The organism is Flavobacterium sp. GNP002, assembly GCF_054343795.1.
In genome coordinates this window covers 3,174,203-3,191,997 of record NZ_JBTGUW010000001.1, presented here as the reverse complement: position 1 = coordinate 3,191,997, position 17,795 = coordinate 3,174,203, and the positions used below count along the sequence as shown (strand labels likewise).

Genomic DNA, 17,795 nt, shown 5'->3' with positions numbered 1-17,795 from the left:
AATCAGTTACTATTTTTTGATCTCAACTTTTGCTTCTCCACCAGAAAGTTCCACACTAGTTTTAGTTTTTCCATCTTTTGTAGTCACGCTTACACCATCGGTAGCTACTTTTATAGAGGTGCTATCTTTAGCTTCAGTGGTAACAGTTGTAGTTGTTTCACTTGAAGTTTCAGTTTGTGTTGCTGGAACTGGAGTTTCTTCTTTTTTCTTGCAGGATACAATCGCAAGTAGTGATAGTATTCCTAAAAATAATGATACTTTTTTCATATTTATGTTTTATGGTTAATAGCTAATTAATTGATTTTCAATTTACTTTTTTAAATTTTTAAAAAATAAAATTGGTTTATTATTTTAAAAAAAAATCCCAATCGTAAAGATTGGGATTTCAATTTATAGATTTAATTTTTAATACAAATTTGGATATTTCGAAGGATTTACTTCATTCATCATTGCATATACTTTTTCAAAAATATCTTCTGCAGAAGGTTTTGAGAAGTAATCACCGTCCGTTCCATAAGCTGGTCTGTGTGCTTTTGCAGTTAAGGTTTGCGGTTTACTGTCTAAATAGTTGTAAGCGTCTTGTTGCTCAATTATTTGTTGTAAAATATAAGCTGAAGCTCCACCCGGAAGATCTTCGTCAATAACTAACAGGCGATTTGTTTTTGCAATACTTTTCACTACATCTTGATTTACATCAAATGGGAGTAAAGATTGTAAATCGATAATCTCGCAATCAATACCTACTTCAAGAAGTTCATTTGCTGCTTGTTGAACTAATCGCAATGTTGAACCGTATGAAACAAGAGTAATATCAGTTCCTTCTTTCAACGTTTCCACAACCCCAATTGGAGTTTTGAAGTCGCCATAATTCAAAGGCATTTTTTCTTTCAATCGGTAACCATTCAAGCATTCAATCACTAAAGCGGGCTCATCACATTCTAACAAACTGTTATAAAATCCGGCTGCTTGAGTCATATTTCTTGGAACCAATACATGAATTCCACGTATAGCGTTTATGATCATTCCCATAGGAGATCCGGAATGCCAGATTCCTTCTAAACGATGTCCACGTGTTCGTATAATTAACGGTGCTTTTTGTTTTCCAACGGTACGGTATCTTAACGTAGCTAAATCATCACTCATGATTTGAATAGCGTACAGTAAATAATCTAAATATTGAATTTCAGCAATAGGACGTAAGCCTCTTAATGCCATTCCTATACCTTGACCTAATATGGTTGCTTCACGAATTCCCACATCGGCAACACGTAATTCTCCATATTTTTCCTGCATTCCTTCTAGACCTTGATTCACATCTCCAATGGCTCCAGCATCTTCGCCAAAAATCAATGTTTCAGGATATTTTGTGAAAATAGCATCAAAATTATCACGTAAAATCATGCGACCATCCGTATCTTCTTTAGCATTTTCAGGGTATACCGGTAGCACTTTTTCTACAGAAAATACATTTAAATCTGTTTCTGAAAATAAGTTGCTGCTAAAATTCTTTTGAGTTTTAGTAGTATATGATGTTATCCATTGCGATAATTCTTCTTTACTGTTCTCGTTTAGGATTAAGCGTAAAACTTTACGTGCCGTAACTATGATTTCTTTTTTCAAAGGTGATTTAATACTGCTTAAATCAGATGAAAATTGTAAAATTCTATCTTTATTTTTACTGGTCTCCGCTATTTTTTCTAATAATCCAATCAGTTGTTTTTGTTCTTCAACAATAGGTTCAATAAATGCATTCCAAGCTGCTTTTTTACCTTCTAAAACATCTTTTTTGGCTTGAGCATCAATAGCATCGATTTCTTCAGGTGAAGCTATGTTGATTGCAATCATCCATAATTTCATTTGACGAATACAATCAAAGTCTCTTTCCCATGCTAATCGGTCTGCATTTTTGTATCTTTCATGAGAACCTGAACTGGAATGTCCTTGAGGTTGCGTCAATTCATTTACGTGAATCAAAACTGGAGTATGATTTTCTCGGGCAATATCAGCAGCTTTTTCATACGTAGCAACTAAGTCGGCATAATCCCAACCTTTTACTTTTAGTATTTCATAGCCATTGGTTCCTTTTTCTCTTTGGTATCCTTTTAAAATCTCGGAAATATTTTCTTTAGTCGTTTGGTGTTTTGCATGAACTGAAATTCCATACTCATCGTCCCAAACACTCATAACCATAGGAACTTGTAATACTCCTGCAGCATTTATGGTTTCAAAAAATAACCCTTCAGAGGTACTTGCATTTCCTATTGTTCCCCATGCAATCTCATTTCCTTCATTAGAAAAATTAGCTGCATTTGGTATTCCAGAAACTTGTCTATATATTTTTGAAGCTTGAGCAAGTCCTAATAGACGTGGCATTTGTCCAGCCGTTGGAGAAATATCAGCACTTGAGTTTTTTTGTTTTGTTAAGTTTTTCCAACTTCCATCTTCATTTAAACTATGAGTAGCAAAGTGACCACCCATTTGTCTTCCTGCTGACATTGGTTCATGTTCAATATCAGTATGGCCATATAAACCCGCAAAAAATTGTTGCACAGTTAATTCTCCAATAGCCATCATAAAAGTTTGATCACGATAATATCCGGAACGGAAGTCGCCATTTTTGAAGGCTTTCGCCATCGCTAGTTGTGGTACTTCTTTTCCATCACCAAAAATGCCAAATTTAGCCTTTCCAGTCAATACTTCTTTACGTCCTAAAAGACTACATTCTCTGCTTGTTATGGCTAATTTGTAGTCATTCAACACCTCGATTTTGAAATCTTCAAATGTCAATGTAGTATTGGTTTTTTCTTTTATCATAATTGAAAAGTATAACTTTATGGGACAAATTTACTTAAAAACTAGCTATTTTCATAGTTCATTCAAAAAATAAAATTAAATTATTTCGATTTATTCTAATAAAAAGAACTTTATTTTTTTAATATGTGTAATTTTATTTGAATTTTAATGAGAATAGTTTAATAAATGATGATAATTGTTTTGGATTAGAACCATTTTCGATTAAAAAGATTGATTAATGTTTTTGGAGAAAAAGTAACTATAAAACGTACTTTTTCATTATAATTGTTTTGGGCTACTTCCCATCCATTGTTGGAATATACCGGAAAATACAACTCAAAGTAGTCCGTCACTAAATTGAGGCGGATACCGCTATCGTATACAAATTTTTCATTTTGACCTTTATTTTTGATGAAACCGATGTCACCATAAATTTCTATCCAGTTCCATACACTAACACTTGCATTTAAGCTGGTAATCCATTTATTTGCATAAGGTGTTGCTATTTTTGATTTAAAGCCGCCTTCAGCCATTATGTATTGTTGACTAAAAAAACCTGTATTTTCAGATCGTCCAAAATAATTATAATCAAAGAGATAATCGGTAGGTCTGTCTAGTGCGAAACTAAAAAAATCCGATGCTGTTTTATTGTATAAAAAACTTCCGGCATAAAACCGCAGATTAATTTGACGATTATTTTCAAAGAGTTTTCGATATTCTATTTCGCCAGTAACTTTTCCAAAATTACCTGAGATTTGAACATCAGAACTAAAGTCAAAATGATTGGTGACCTCCGTTTTTGAATGCACATATCGGGCATCAAAAATTGAATAGTTGGATGGGGAGTTATCAATAGCGAAAGCACTTTTTTCTTTGTTTACAATAACTTGTCGGAATAGAATCAGCTGTTTTCTGTTGTCTCTAAAATTAGGCTCCCTAATCCGCAACTGGATCGTAGGATTTAGTTTTAGATAAGTGGCATCTTGTGCATAATGAAAGTAGGAACCACTTAACGAATATCTTGCGTTATATAGTGTACTGTTTCTATAGTTTTGGTTTACCACAAAAGAAGCTGATCCTGATAAATTATTGGATTTAGTAGAGTAGGATGGATTAATCTCAAAAGTAAATGGTTTTTCGAGAATTGTTTTATTATGCAATCGCAATCCGGGTGTTATTCCGTCGTATAAGTTATAAGAAATAGAGGGTACATACAATATTTGATTGTAATATGGATCTTCTAAATCCTTCATAAAAACAAACTTTATGGGTCTATTATTCGGAAAAAAACCATCTAGTTTTTTCCAATTATTTCTTAAATTATATTCAGGAACTTCATTTTTTAAATTTAAAATAATTTTATCGGCACCATTTCTTTGAATAGAAAAAGTACTGTCACATTCTTCGATATCCAGCCATTGCTTAAAAACAATTTCTCCTTTTTTGGTGCCATAAACTGGAATCGGAATCGGCGCTCCAGTTCTATTTATCACTGAAAAAGTGATACTGTCATTGGTTTTCTTAACACTAGAAAATTTATAATCAATGATGTCTCTTGAATCAATAATGGTATTAAAAAACCAGTTGATATCCTTATTGCTATTTGATTTTAGGATGGTTTCAAAATCAATTCTGGAAACTTGTTGTTTCGTATTTTGATTGTAAAATTGTTTTATACTGGAAGGTACGGCATCATTTTGTAAATAATTATCCAAAAATCGAATACTTAATCCGGAACGATATTTACTAGCTATTTGTTCATTGAATTTTATTAAAGTGTTTTTAGGATTGCCAAGCGGTTGGTCTAGATTTTTTCGTGCCATTAACATATAGAAATAACTATACTGATCATTAAAACCAATATTGGCAATATTAAAACTTTTCAATAGTCTAATATTAGAGGCACTTCCCATCATTTTAGTGTTGGGATGATTTTCATCCATATATTTCATCATGGCATAAACCTGCAATCCATCGTATATCCAGTTGTCTTTTCTAGGATCTAATTGTAAACTTGTTTTTAGATATTCATTCAAATAGGTTTTTAGAAATTTAATTTCAAAAAGAAATTCATCCGAAAACGGGCTTATAAAAGAAGGAAGTTGATTTAACCCATAAAAAGGATTTCTCTCATAGTCCGTTTGAGAAACAATAATCTTTTCATGTGGATATTTTCCAATTAAATCGTTTGCAAAATTCACAACTCGATCTATTACAATTGCTTTTTGAATATTATCTAATTTGTTGTCTCTTAAATCGGTAAGTACTTCAACAGCGCTATTCTTATAGCTTTCAAAATGGGTTTTTGGCTCTATGATAAGACTAAAATTAGTCCTATTATTCCCTGATAATTTATAGTTTATAAAAGTGTTATTAATAGTTGATTTACTGCTTATTAAATCAGAAATAGCTTCAAAATTTTTAGGTATTTTTAAATCAATTTCAAAACTTGAATAGGCATTAGCGATATCATCTAAATTAGTATTGCTGTATCGTATGAAATTATGGTTTTCATATCTTGCAGGCGTAAGAAACCAGTTTTTAAGATTTATAATTCCGGTATTATTGTACCCGTATTTTGTAAATTTATCGCTGGGTATTTTAGTTATATAAGTAATGTATACTATAATTTTCTGATTCGGAAGTAAATTTTCGGCTAGTTTAACTTCGATTAAATCAGGATTTTTATAGGGTCTTTCCCATGATAAAACCATTTTATTTGCATCTAAAATGGATACATTTTTCGTGCTTCCACGTTCTTCTTCTTTGGCTAAATGGAAACCTCTAAAAAATTCATCAGAAAATCGTTTGGCTAAAGGAGTGTTTTTAGTAGAAAAAGCATTATTCCAATCATTCAATATAATCGAGGTTAACGTGTCGTTTGATTGATTAGAAAAAGTAATTTGTTGTTGGATCTTCAACGTTTTATTCTCCGTATTTAATTCAGCCCTTATCTCAGAATGATGTTGTGCATGTTGTTTTATTGAAAGTAATAAAACAAGAGTATAAAACGTATTTTTTAAGAATGAGTTCAAATTCCGATATTGATTTTATTAAAAATTAAATATACTTTTTTTTTAGAATAAAACACTATCAACACTGCTTAATTAACATAAAAAAAGCCGTCGGTTAGACGGCTTTTTTGTTAAAAATTAGGAGTTAAATCATATTTTTTATAGAATTTATCTAACACATCAACGACTTCATCTTCAGTATCCACAATTTTAAATAAATTCAAATCTTCGGCACTTACTGTTCGCTCTTTCTCTACTAAAACTGTTTTAATCCAATCAATCAATCCGGACCAAAAGCTGGTTCCAACAAGGATAATAGGGAATTTTGCTATTTTTTTTGTCTGAATCAAAGTCATCGCTTCAAACAATTCATCCATGGTTCCAAAACCTCCTGGCATCACCACAAATCCTTGGGAATATTTAACAAACATCACTTTGCGAACAAAGAAATAGTCAAAATTCAGGTTTTTATCGCTGTCAATATACGGGTTGAAATGTTGCTCAAAAGGCAGCTCAATATTCAATCCCACTGATGTTCCTCCACCTAGATGTGCACCTTTATTTCCGGCTTCCATGATTCCAGGACCGCCTCCAGTAATTACGCCATACCCAGCTTTACTGATTTTATAGGCAATTTTTTCGGCAAGTAAATAATAAGCATCTTCGGGTTTTGTTCTTGCAGAACCAAAAATGGTTACACATGGACCAATGCGTCCCATGCTTTCATAACCGTTTACAAACTCGGCCATGATTTTAAAAATCGCCCAACTGTCATTGGTTCTAATCTCGTTCCAAGTCTTTCTTTTTAGGCGGTCTTGGATTACTTTATCCTCGTCATTATCAAAATCTTCTAATCTCATATTCTCTATTTTAAATCTTATTTTTTTGGAGCTACTTCCAGCTATTCGTTTCAATCTTAATCGCCGAACCCCGGCTCATAAGGATTTCCACTGCTATCTGGGCTAGGGCTTCCAAATACTAAAGTAATTCTTTTTTCAAAAACTGCGCCGTATAACTCTTCTTAATTTTTATAATTTCTTCCGGCGTTCCTTTGGCGATAAGTTATCTGTTTGCTTTTCCCCTCCACTGGAGGGGTGCCTGAAAGGTGGGGTGGTTTTTTATTGCCGTTTAGCCAAATAATATTATATTTCACCCAAACTCCTCAATAATATAGTTCTCTAGTTCAATCATCACATTATTCAAATCATGTTTTACCCTTAAATCAGATATTCTGTAAACCTTTAATCCTAAAGAAACGAGATAATCTTCTCTTTTTTGATCGTACTCTTCTTTGTTGTCGTGGCTTGAACCGTCAATTTCGATTACCAATCCAAGAGTTTTTACATAAAAATCTACAATATAATTACCAATGATTCTTTGTCTGTCAAAATCTATTTTCCAAAACATTCCTTTGTGCACTTGCAACCAAAAGATAACTTCTGACAACACACCTGCTTTGCGCAATGCTCGGGATCTAGCTTTTAATTTTATGTTGCAGGGTAAGTTTTCGATGAAATTTCTATAAATAGGCTGTATGTTTATATAAGCCGTTATCTCGCCATTGTTTTCCATAATTGTTGTTTCTATTCCCTTTTTTTAGAACGGACCTTAGGAATAAATTTACAAAAAAAAACACTAATAGTAACGAAAACCACCCCGCCTTTCGGGCACCCCTCCAAAGGAGGGGAATTTAAGCCAGTTCTTTTTTCAAAAACTGCGCCGTATAACTCTTCTTAATTTTTATAATTTCTTCCGGCGTTCCTTTGGCGATAAGCTGTCCGCCGCCTTTTCCTCCTTCAGGGCCAATGTCAATTATGTAATCTGCTAGTTTTATCACATCCATATTGTGTTCGATAATCAAAATCGTATTTCCTTTATCCACTAGCTTATTAATGACTTCCATCAATACTCTGATATCTTCAAAATGTAGTCCTGTTGTGGGTTCGTCCAGAATATAAAATGTATTTCCTGTATCTTTTTTGGATAATTCACCCGCCAGTTTGATGCGTTGTGCTTCGCCTCCTGAAAGCGTTGTACTTTGTTGTCCAAGCGTAATATAACCCAAACCAACATCCTGAATGGTTTTTACTTTTCTGTAAATCTTCGGAATCATTTCAAAAAATGGAACCGCTTCATCCACCGTCATATTCAACACATCCGAAATGGATTTCCCTTTGTATCGAATTTCTAATGTTTCTCTGTTAAAACGTTTTCCTTGACAGGTTTCACATTCTACATAAACGTCTGGCAGAAAGTTCATTTCAATCGTACGAACTCCTGAACCTTCGCAGGTTTCACAGCGTCCGCCTTTTACATTAAAACTAAATCGGCCTGCTTTGTATCCCCGAATCATACTTTCGGAAGTCATTGTAAACAGATTTCTGATTTCGGTAAAAACTTCGGTGTATGTTGCCGGATTACTTCTTGGGGTTCTACCAATAGGGCTTTGGTCAATATCAATCACTTTGTCGATATGCTCTAATCCTTCAATTTTTTTGTACGGCTGCGGTTTTTTGACACCATTAAAATAATACGCATTCAAAATAGGGTAGAGCGTTTCATTAATCAAAGTTGATTTTCCACTTCCTGAAACTCCGGTCACGCAAATCATTTTGCCCAAAGGTAATTCTATCGAAACATTTTTCAAGTTATTTCCTGTTGCTCCGGTCAGTTTTAGGAATTTTCCATTTCCTTCTCTACGTTTTTGTGGAACTTCAATTTTCATCTCGCCATTCATGTATTTGGCGGTAATGGAATGGTGTTTCAGGATTTCGGCAGGCGTTCCTTTACTGATGATTTCGCCTCCGTATTTTCCTGCTTTTGGCCCAATGTCAATCACATAATCCGCGCGTTCAATCATGTCTTTATCGTGTTCCACTACAATTACAGAGTTTCCAATATCGCGTAATTGTTCGAGAGAATGAATTAGTTTTTCGTTGTCTCTTTGGTGCAAACCAATACTTGGTTCATCCAGAATATACAAAACACCAACTAACTGCGAACCAATTTGCGTAGCCAACCGAATGCGTTGTGCTTCACCACCCGAAAGCGATTTAGAGCTTCGGCTTAAAGCCAAATAATTCAAGCCTACATTCATCAAAAAGTTCAATCGATCCTTAATTTCTTTGATTACTTCAGTAGCGATACGCTTTTGTTTATCAGAGAGATGACTATCTAAATCATTAAACCAAGCGGTCAAATCTGAAATATCCATATCACACAATTCGATAATATTTTTTTCATTGATTTTAAAAAACTGCGCTTCTTTTTTCAAACGGGAACCTTCACAAACCGGACATTTTATTTCGTCCATGAATTCCTTTGCCCAACGTTTTATAGTCGTGGAACCGCTTTCGTCATGTTGATTTTTGATGAAATGCGAAATCCCTTCAAAATCAATTTTGTATTCTCGGGCAACTCCTAAATCTTTGGAATTGATGGTGAATTTTTCTTTTCCGCCATTCAAAATCATTTCCATCGCTTCCTCCGGAATGGTGTTAACTGCATCTGTCAATTTGAAGCCATATTTTTCACCAATAATTTCCAATTGCTTGAAAATCCAAGATGATTTATATTCGCCTAATGGAGCAAAACCTCCTGCTTTTATAGATAATTTTGGGTTTGGAATAATCTTCTTTGGATTAATTTCATTTACCGTTCCTAATCCGTTGCAATGGTCACAAGCGCCTTTTGGCGAATTGAAAGAAAATAAATTGGGTTCTGGATTTTGATAGGAAATTCCGGTAGTTGGACACATCAAATTCCTACTGAAAAACCGAACTTCATTTGAATCTTGGTCTAAAACCATCAACACATTTTCACCGTGATGCATGGCAGTGTTAATGCTTTCTGTCAAACGTTTTTCATTGTCAGCAGTATCTTCAATAACCATGCGGTCCACTACAATTTCGATATCATGTGTTTTGTAACGGTCTAATTTCATTCCCAAAGTAATATCAAGCACATCACCGTTTACACGAACTTTAAGAAAACCTTGCTTGGCAATTTGTTGGAAAAGTTCCGCATAATGTCCTTTTCTGGCCCGAATAACTGGAGCCAAAATATTAATTCGTTTTCCAGTAAAATCCTGAATAATCAAATCCTTAATTTGCTCATCAGAATAGGAAACCATTTTTTCGCCGGTGTTGTAGCTATACGCATCAGCTCCACGAGCATATAACAAACGCAGGAAATCGTAAATTTCAGTAATCGTTCCCACGGTGGAACGCGGACTTTTACTAGTTGTTTTTTGTTCGATTGCAATTACTGGAGAGAGTCCGTCAATTTTATCGACATCAGGACGTTCTAAACCACCCAGAAATTGACGCGCATAAGCAGAAAATGTTTCTACATAACGGCGTTGCCCTTCGGCATAAATGGTATCAAATGCTAATGAGGATTTTCCGGAACCCGAAAGACCCGTGATAACCACCAGCTTTTCTCTTGGAATGGAAACATCTATATTTTTTAAGTTGTGCACACGAGCGCCTTGAACTTCAATGGTATTGTCTTTGTCTAGCATAATTTTTGCAAAAAGCAAAGTTACCATTTTGATTTATTCTTTCGATACAACAGTTTAGAAGTTTATGTTAAAAGAAAGATTAAAATTTTATTCAATCGTCATTGATTTTAGTTTTGTTCTATAGGCTTCAAGCGCAACAGATTTGGAAATAAAACCGTAATATTTCCCTTCTTTGAGAACCGGTAAGAATGCTTTTTTTGATTTTTCAAACTTATTCATGACCATTTCCATGCTGTCATCAGGAGAAATGATTTCTGCAGGTTCTATCATTATTTCTCTAACCAAAGTGTATTTAACTCGGTAATTATTGAATATTATTTCGCGAATATCATTAAAATGAACAATACCTAATAAGTTTTGTTCTGTATCAACTACCGCAAATATCACTTGGTTGGAGTGAGAAATGAGATCAACGAGTCTTTCTAAATTTTCATTAGGGGAAACCGTTAAATAGTCGGTTTGTATAATAGAAGTGGTCTCTAAAGTCGAAAGGATATTAGTGTCTTTATTGCTGGTAAACGCATGGCCTTTTTTGGCTAAATTCTTAACATCCATCGAATGTTTTTCAAATCGTTTTGAAATTGCAAAACTAATGGAAGCCACAATCATCAAAGGAATCATCAAGTTATATCCACCTGTAATCTCTGCAATTAAGAATATGGCAGTCAAAGGTGCATGAAACAAACCACTTAAAATCCCCGCCATTCCAACCAATGTAAAATTACTAACAGGCAATTTAGTAAGTCCTGTGAGATTTATAAATTTGGAAAAAAAGAAACCAACATAAGATCCCAGAAATAGGGAAGGAGCAAAATTTCCTCCGTTTCCACCGCTGCCTAAAGTGATTCCTGTTGCAAAAACTTTCAGCATCATAGTCAATCCTACAAATACCAATAAAGCCCAACTATTGTCTCGAAAACCACTGAATAATGTGTTTTCCAATAATTTTCCCGGGTCATTGTCAGATAATGTTTTGATGCTTTCGTAACCCTCTCCAAAAAGCGTTGGAAAAATAAAAATAAGAATGGCTAAAATCGAAGAACCAAGCAACGCTTTTTTATAAGGTGATAATTTTAGTCTTGCAAAAAAATGCTCAACTCTTTGAAAATTTCGGGAATAATAAACAGAAATAAACCCGGTAAATAAACCTAAAAGGATATAGAAAACAATGTTATGATAATCAAAACTTTGTTGCTGTTTGAACGAAAGCAAAATTTCTTCATCTAATGCAATTACAGAAACCAAAGCACCAGTTGCAGCAGCAATCATAATGGGAGTAAATGCTGCAATACTCACATCCACCAACAGTACTTCGATAGCAAATAAAACTCCAGCAATAGGCGCATTAAAAGCAGCGGCAATTCCCGCAGCAACACCACAACCTATGAGAAGCGTTCGGTCTTTATAACTTAATTTATATTTTTGTGCATAGTTTGAACCAAACGCGGCTCCTGTAATTACAATTGGACTTTCTAAACCTGCAGAACCACCTAAACCAACAGTTAACGAACTGGTTACGATTTGGGCATACATTTGTTTTTTAGGAATTATACTCGCTTTTTTGGCAACAGCATATAAAATTTGTGAAGTTCCTTTTTGAATTGTTCCTCCCAAAACTTTCTTGACCACCAATACGGTCAATAAAATACCAATTATGGGCAGAATACTATTGATGAAGCCCAATTTTAAAATTCCACTCACATAGGTAGCAAAAGAAAATACCCAGTGCGCAAAAGATTTTAATACAATTACAGCAAAAGCGGAAGAAATACCAACCAAAACCGCCGATAAAAATATAAATTGCTTTGACGTCAAAATGGATTGCGCAAAAGCGATTATGGTTTCTAATTTCGAAATATATTTTTTGAACATGATACTTTTTAAAAGGGGTGCAAAACTACTATTATTTTAATTTCAACAAATATTTTTCAACGCTTCTTTTGTACTTAATGGTTTTAAATTACTCTTCTCTACAAACTCTTTCACTATTTTGGGATTTGATTTTGCATATTCTCTTAATGCCCAGCCAATTGCTTTTTGAATAAAAAATTCCTTAGAATGAGCTTGTTTTAAGCATTCGGAGAATAAAAAATCAGCATTCGTTTTTTGTTTGTAACCCAATTGAAATAAAATAGCACTTCGGTTCAACCACATATTCTGTGAATCTGAAAATCGTGCTATTACATTTTTGGTTTCTAATGGAAATTCCAAAAGATATTCACCTAAAATGTACTTTGCAATTGTATCGACACTGTCCCACCAAGAGCTATTCAGTATCAGTTTTTCAATCAGTTGAATGTCTTCTTTTTTATAATTTCCTTTTAATTCCTTTATCAAAATTTCAATGGCACAATACTGAAATTCCCGTTCTGGTTTTGAATATAAACCCAATGCAATTTCCCTTGCGTTTGCCGAAACCTCTTGTTTGTTTTCTTTCCAAATTTCCTTAAAAATACGTCTTCGTTCCTCCGTTTTTATTCCAAAAAAAGGAAAGTTGTTCTTCATATATTTTGCCATTGCAAAAGCATTTTCAGGATTTTGATTTGCTTCAAAAGCGTTTTCTAAGGCAGGTATAAAGTTCATAAACAGTAAATTTCAATGGCAAATTTCAATTGCAATATCAAAAAGCAAAATCAAATTTTAAAAACGTAAACATAAATCAGATCCCTAAATTTCTTTTCTCTTATTTCTATTTTCTCACATCTCCTCTAAAACCCCACTGCCTTATCGTCTCCTCTAAAATCAGCACCACCTTCGAGTTTTTTACTTGGTAAAACCAAAATGGCATCCACTTTTCCTATTACGGGAGTCGTTTTTTCATTGATAAGATATCCTTTAGATTTCAAGGTTTCAAAAGTCTTTGTATCGAAAGTATTAGGTTCAAAAGTGATTAAATCCGGTAACCATTGATGGTGAAAACGAGGTGCATTTACCGCTTCTTGCATACTCAAGCTATACTCGTAAACATTTAATATCGTTTGCAATACCGATGTGATAATTGTAGAACCACCAGGAGAACCGACAACCATAAATAATTTTCCGTTTTTCTCTACAATTGTTGGCGTCATGGAACTCAACATTCGTTTTTGTGGCGCGATACTGTTGGCTTCATTTCCTACTAATCCAAACATATTCGGTTCACCTGGTTTAGCACTGAAATCATCCATTTCATTGTTTAAGAAAAAACCCAGTTCATCACAATAATATTTAGAACCATAACCGTCATTTAATGTAGTAGTTGACGAAACTGCATTACCAAACTGATCCACAATCGAATAATGGGTAGTCTCTGTACTTTCATTATACGTTACTTTTCCTTCTTTTATATCTGATGATAAGGTGGCTTTTTCAAAACTGAAATTTGACATTCTTTGTTTCAAATAATCATCTGCCATTAAAGCTTTTAAAGGTATTTTTACAAAATCTGGGTCGCCCAAATAATAGCTTCTGTCGGCATACGCTCTTCTTTCAGCTTCAACAATAACTTGAATGGCTTCTGTTGAATTATGTCCCATTTTAGCCAAGTCAAAAGGCGCTATCATTTTGAATATTTCAGCCAAGCATATTCCGCCACTGCTGGGTGGAGGCATAGAGATTACCTTTAAATCATTGTAACCAAATGTAAGCGGCGTTCTCCATTTGGCTTCGTATTTATTCAAATCTTCCAAGGTGATTATTGCTCCTTTTTCCTGAAGGTATTTGACTAATATTTTAGCTGTTTCACCTTTGTAAAATTCATCTCTGCCATTTTTTGAAATCCTTTTCAATGTTGCTGCCAATGCAGAATATTTGATGACATCATTTTCTTTGAAAGCAGTTGCAAATAATGTTTTGTTGCCATTTACTTTTATGATTTTGTCTCTATACGCAGCTAATCTATCTTCTTGTTTTTTGGTAACAATAACACCTCTTTCAGCCAATTCAATTACAGGTTTTAGAATTTCTTCAATCGGTAAGGAACCTAATTTTTCATGAACTGCAAAAACACCGGCAATTGTTCCGGGAACTCCAATAGCAAGAGGAGATTCGGTGCTTTTTCCTTTTATTACATTTCCTTTTTCGTCCAGAAACATATCTTTAGTTGCAGCTAATGGCGCTTTTTCTCGGTAATCCAAAGAACCAATTTCTCCGTTTGCTTTTCGATACACCATAAAACCGCCTCCGCCAAGATTTCCTGCAAATGGATATGCTACAGCCAAAGCCAATTCGGTAGCAACCATTGCATCAAAAGCATTTCCGCCTTTTTTCATGATTTCAACTCCAATTTTGGAAGCTTCTTCACGTGCCGAAACAACCATTGCTTCATTAGCAACAAGTCCTGTGGGTTGAACCACTACATTTTGGGTTTTGCAACCAATAGAAAGAACACTCAATAGAATAATAATTTTTTTCATTTGAATACTATAAATTTAAAAACCAACGGCTTTGTTATCGCCTCTTTTGTCAGCGCCACCCTCCAATTTTCCATTTGGCAACATCAAAATCGCGTCTACTTCACCAATAATTTCTTTATTTTTTTCATTGATGAAATATCCTTTTTTCTTTAAACCATTCAATAATTCTTTATCGAAGGAATTGGGTTCAAATGTAATTTCGTCCGGCATCCATTGATGATGGAAACGGGGTGCATTTACTGCTTCTTGCATACTCATGTCAAATTCATACACATTCAATATCGTTTGCAACACCGATGTGATAATAGTGGAACCTCCCGGTGTTCCTACAACCATGAAAAGTTTGTTGTCTTTTTCTACAATCGTTGGCGTCATGGAACTCAACATTCTTTTTCCCGGCGCAATGCTGTTAGCTTCACTTCCTGTCAATCCGTATAAGTTAGGAACTCCAGGTTTGGCGCTGAAATCGTCCATTTGATTATTCAAAAAGAAACCCAATTCGTCGCAATATATTTTGGAACCATAATTATCATTCAAAGTAGTCGTTGCCGATACTGAATTTCCTTTTGAATCCACAATAGAATAATGCGTGGTTTGGTTGCTTTCATATCCTTTAATTTCCCCATGGGCAATATCCGAAGATTTAGAAGCTTGATCGAATGAAAAATCACTCATTCTTTTTTCTAAATAGGATGGACTTAGTAATTCTTTTACAGGAAGTTTTACAAAATCAGGATCACCCAAGAAATAATTCCTGTCGGCATACGCTCGTCGTTCGGCTTCTGTAATTACTTGAATCGTTTTTACGCTGTTGTGTCCCATTTGCGATAGGTTGAACGGCTCAATCATTTTCATGGTTTGATTCAGGCAAATTCCGCCACTGCTTGGTGGAGACATCGAAGTGATTTTTAAATTTTTATATTGAAAAGTAATTGGAGTTCGCCATTTGGCATTATAACTGTTTAAATCTTCAATTGTAGCATTTCCGCCTTTTTTAGCCAGAAAAGCAACCAACTTTTGAGCTGTTTCTCCTTTGTAAAATTCATCCCGACCGTTTTTCGCAATTCGTTTTAATGTTGCTGCTAATGCGGTATATTTTATGGTATCATTTTCTTTATATGCTTTCGAAAATAAACTATTCTTACCATTACTTTTTATAAAGGAAGCTCTGTAATAAGCCAAGCTTTCGGCTTGAAATTTAGTGACAACAACACCTCTTTCTGCTAAAGCAATTACAGGTTTCAGAATTTCACTTATGGGTAAAGAACCATATTTTTTGTGGACTTCAAATATTCCTGCAATCGTACCCGGAATTCCCGATGCCAAAGCAGTTGCGGTACTTTTTCCTTCGATTACATTTCCTTTTGTATCCAAGTACATGTCTTTTGTGGCTGCCAAAGGTGCTTTTTCTCTATAATCGATAGCACCTGTTTCACCATTTGCTTTTCTGAAAACCATGAAGCCGCCACCACCTATATTTCCAGCTTGTGGATGTGAAACCGCTAATGCCAATTCTGTGGCAACCATCGCGTCAAAAGCATTTCCGCCTTTTTTCATGATTTCCACTCCAATCTGTGAAGCTTCTTCACGAGCGGAGACAACCATAGCTTTTGAAGTTACTAAGCCTGTTGGTTCTACCGTTTTTTCATTCGATTTGCAACCTAAAATGGCAAAGGCAAGTAGGAAAAATATTTTTTTCATTGTATAATATATTTAAGTGTATTGTTTTGGTTGTTTTTAATAAGTAATGCTACAAATGGTCTAACCACATAGAGACATAGAATTTTAGTTTGTGTATTAAAGAAGCTTCGCTTAATAATAGATTTCATAGACGAATTTAATTATTCTTTTTGTAAAGTTTTATAAAATTCATTAACAAAAGTCTTTTGTCCTTCTTTGAAAATATTATAACAGTTAAAATTTATCAAAATACCTTTTTGTGATTTTAATAATTTCATATGATTCAAAAGTTTTGCTTCAAAAGCAGGATGCATTTCTGATACTGCTTTTTACTCAATAACAATTAAGTTTTCAACTAACAAATCACATCTAAAATCAGATTCCATGATTTTGCCTTTGTAAATGATAGGTATTTTAAGCTCTGATATAAAATTAATATTCCGCACCCGTAATTCCTCTTTCATGCATTGGTGATAGACACTTTCTAATAAACCCCTACCCATGATTTTATGAACTTCTATTGCTGCCCCAATAATTTGAAAGCTTAATTCATTTAGATATTTTTGTGTAGTCATCTTTTAGCCATTTCGAATTATTAATGTTCTTAGAGCGTTATTGTTTTAATTAAAATATTGTCTTTGAAATATTACTATGTTTAAAAATTATTTTCTAATCTTTAATTGTAATAAAAACAAACCTATGACTCTATGTGGTAAAAAAAATTAACCAATTCTTTTTTGTGTTGCAAAAACGTTCAATTCTTGAAAGAAATTGGTGAATTCATTTTCAAATTCGAGATAAAATTCAGAAAGTTCATTGGTAGCAAACCGCATTTTAGATTCGTTTTTGGTTCGTTGATCCATTTGAGTCAAAATGCGATGGATTCCCTCGATTGTTTGATAACTCACCAGCCAATTGTGTTCAATCATGTAAGGCATCATTCCCTTAGTTCTTTCCGAAAGAATGCTGTGATTATCGTGCAAGGATTGGTAAAAACGGGCTACAAATTCTTCCAATTTTTCATTGGAATATGTATTCCAGTTTTTAGCTAAAAAATGATCATAGAAAACATCTACAATTACACCTGCATAATGATGGTATTTTTCATGCAGTTTTTTGGTGCTTTGTCTAAAAATGGGATGCGCATCGGTGAATGTGTCAATGGCACGATGTAAAATGATTCCTTTTTGAACATCAATTGGATAAGTTTCAAAATGTTTCCCACGAATTCCATCGGCCATGAAATTGCCAATTTTGATTAAATCATTGTCACCGGAAAGATAGATGTGTGCTAGAAAATTCATTCGCCTAATTTAGGAATTTAAATGATGAATTTTGAATTCTAAATGACTTTTATAAACCGTCAATTATTATATTTGTGAGCAATTTAAA

General features: G+C 34.0%; 11 protein-coding genes and 1 pseudogene. All 12 read right to left on the bottom strand.

Features of this window, described 5'->3' with window-relative positions; all coding sequences use genetic code 11:
- Positions 1–9: 9 nt before the first annotated feature.
- Positions 10–267, bottom strand: coding sequence for a hypothetical protein (locus ACXX80_RS13810; protein ID WP_282728477.1), 258 nt, complete (start codon positions 265–267; stop codon positions 10–12).
- 138 nt (positions 268–405) lie between these two features.
- Positions 406–2,814, bottom strand: coding sequence for an alpha-ketoacid dehydrogenase subunit alpha/beta (locus ACXX80_RS13805; RefSeq protein WP_458553690.1), 2,409 nt, complete (start codon positions 2,812–2,814; stop codon positions 406–408).
- A gap of 185 nt (positions 2,815–2,999) precedes the next feature.
- The gene (locus ACXX80_RS13800; RefSeq protein WP_458554106.1) at positions 3,000–5,747 is read right to left on the bottom strand and encodes a gluzincin family metallopeptidase; all 2,748 of its coding nucleotides are present in this window, start codon (positions 5,745–5,747) and stop codon (positions 3,000–3,002) included.
- Between the two features lie 191 nt (positions 5,748–5,938).
- On the bottom strand, positions 5,939–6,667 hold the full coding sequence (locus tag ACXX80_RS13795) for an LOG family protein (RefSeq protein WP_417951610.1): 729 nt from the start codon (positions 6,665–6,667) through the stop codon (positions 5,939–5,941).
- 289 nt (positions 6,668–6,956) lie between these two features.
- A complete protein-coding gene (locus ACXX80_RS13790; RefSeq protein ID WP_458553688.1) occupies positions 6,957–7,379 on the bottom strand; it encodes an endonuclease domain-containing protein in 423 nt (140 codons plus the stop codon).
- 118 nt (positions 7,380–7,497) lie between these two features.
- Positions 7,498–10,329 carry an excinuclease ABC subunit UvrA gene (gene uvrA / locus ACXX80_RS13785; RefSeq protein WP_458553687.1) on the bottom strand — a complete coding sequence of 944 codons (2,832 nt, stop codon included), beginning with the start codon at positions 10,327–10,329 and terminating at the stop codon, positions 7,498–7,500.
- Positions 10,330–10,416: 87 nt separating this feature from the next.
- The gene (locus ACXX80_RS13780) at positions 10,417–12,201 is read right to left on the bottom strand and encodes a chloride channel protein (protein ID WP_458553686.1); all 1,785 of its coding nucleotides are present in this window, start codon (positions 12,199–12,201) and stop codon (positions 10,417–10,419) included.
- A 42-nt stretch (positions 12,202–12,243) separates the two neighbouring features.
- A complete protein-coding gene (locus ACXX80_RS13775; RefSeq protein WP_458553685.1) occupies positions 12,244–12,912 on the bottom strand; it encodes a DNA alkylation repair protein in 669 nt (222 codons plus the stop codon).
- Between the two features lie 125 nt (positions 12,913–13,037).
- The gene (gene ggt, locus ACXX80_RS13770; protein ID WP_458553684.1) at positions 13,038–14,723 is read right to left on the bottom strand and encodes a gamma-glutamyltransferase; all 1,686 of its coding nucleotides are present in this window, start codon (positions 14,721–14,723) and stop codon (positions 13,038–13,040) included.
- A 15-nt stretch (positions 14,724–14,738) separates the two neighbouring features.
- Positions 14,739–16,424: a gamma-glutamyltransferase gene (gene ggt / locus ACXX80_RS13765; RefSeq protein WP_458553683.1), complete on the bottom strand. Its 1,686-nt coding sequence runs from the start codon at positions 16,422–16,424 to the stop codon at positions 14,739–14,741.
- Between the two features lie 140 nt (positions 16,425–16,564).
- Positions 16,565–16,978, bottom strand: a pseudogene (locus tag ACXX80_RS13760) (GxxExxY protein).
- A 147-nt stretch (positions 16,979–17,125) separates the two neighbouring features.
- Positions 17,126–17,707, bottom strand: coding sequence for an acyl carrier protein phosphodiesterase (locus ACXX80_RS13755; protein ID WP_458553682.1), 582 nt, complete (start codon positions 17,705–17,707; stop codon positions 17,126–17,128).
- Positions 17,708–17,795 lie beyond the last annotated feature (88 nt).

What these genes read in the sequence shown, in the direction of transcription:
- ACXX80_RS13780 (WP_458553686.1), bottom strand. Translation starts at nt 12,201, where the DNA reads ATGTTCAAAAAATATATTTCGAAATTAGAAACCATAATCGCTTTTGCG.
- ACXX80_RS13755 (WP_458553682.1), bottom strand. Translation starts at nt 17,707, where the DNA reads ATGAATTTTCTAGCACACATCTATCTTTCCGGTGACAATGATTTAATC.
- ACXX80_RS13795 (WP_417951610.1), bottom strand. Translation starts at nt 6,667, where the DNA reads ATGAGATTAGAAGATTTTGATAATGACGAGGATAAAGTAATCCAAGAC.
- ggt (WP_458553684.1), bottom strand. Translation starts at nt 14,723, where the DNA reads ATGAAAAAAATTATTATTCTATTGAGTGTTCTTTCTATTGGTTGCAAA.
- uvrA (WP_458553687.1), bottom strand. Translation starts at nt 10,329, where the DNA reads ATGCTAGACAAAGACAATACCATTGAAGTTCAAGGCGCTCGTGTGCAC.
- ACXX80_RS13790 (WP_458553688.1), bottom strand. Translation starts at nt 7,379, where the DNA reads ATGGAAAACAATGGCGAGATAACGGCTTATATAAACATACAGCCTATT.
- ACXX80_RS13805 (WP_458553690.1), bottom strand. Translation starts at nt 2,814, where the DNA reads ATGATAAAAGAAAAAACCAATACTACATTGACATTTGAAGATTTCAAA.
- ACXX80_RS13810 (WP_282728477.1), bottom strand. Translation starts at nt 267, where the DNA reads ATGAAAAAAGTATCATTATTTTTAGGAATACTATCACTACTTGCGATT.
- ACXX80_RS13775 (WP_458553685.1), bottom strand. Translation starts at nt 12,912, where the DNA reads ATGAACTTTATACCTGCCTTAGAAAACGCTTTTGAAGCAAATCAAAAT.
- ggt (WP_458553683.1), bottom strand. Translation starts at nt 16,424, where the DNA reads ATGAAAAAAATATTTTTCCTACTTGCCTTTGCCATTTTAGGTTGCAAA.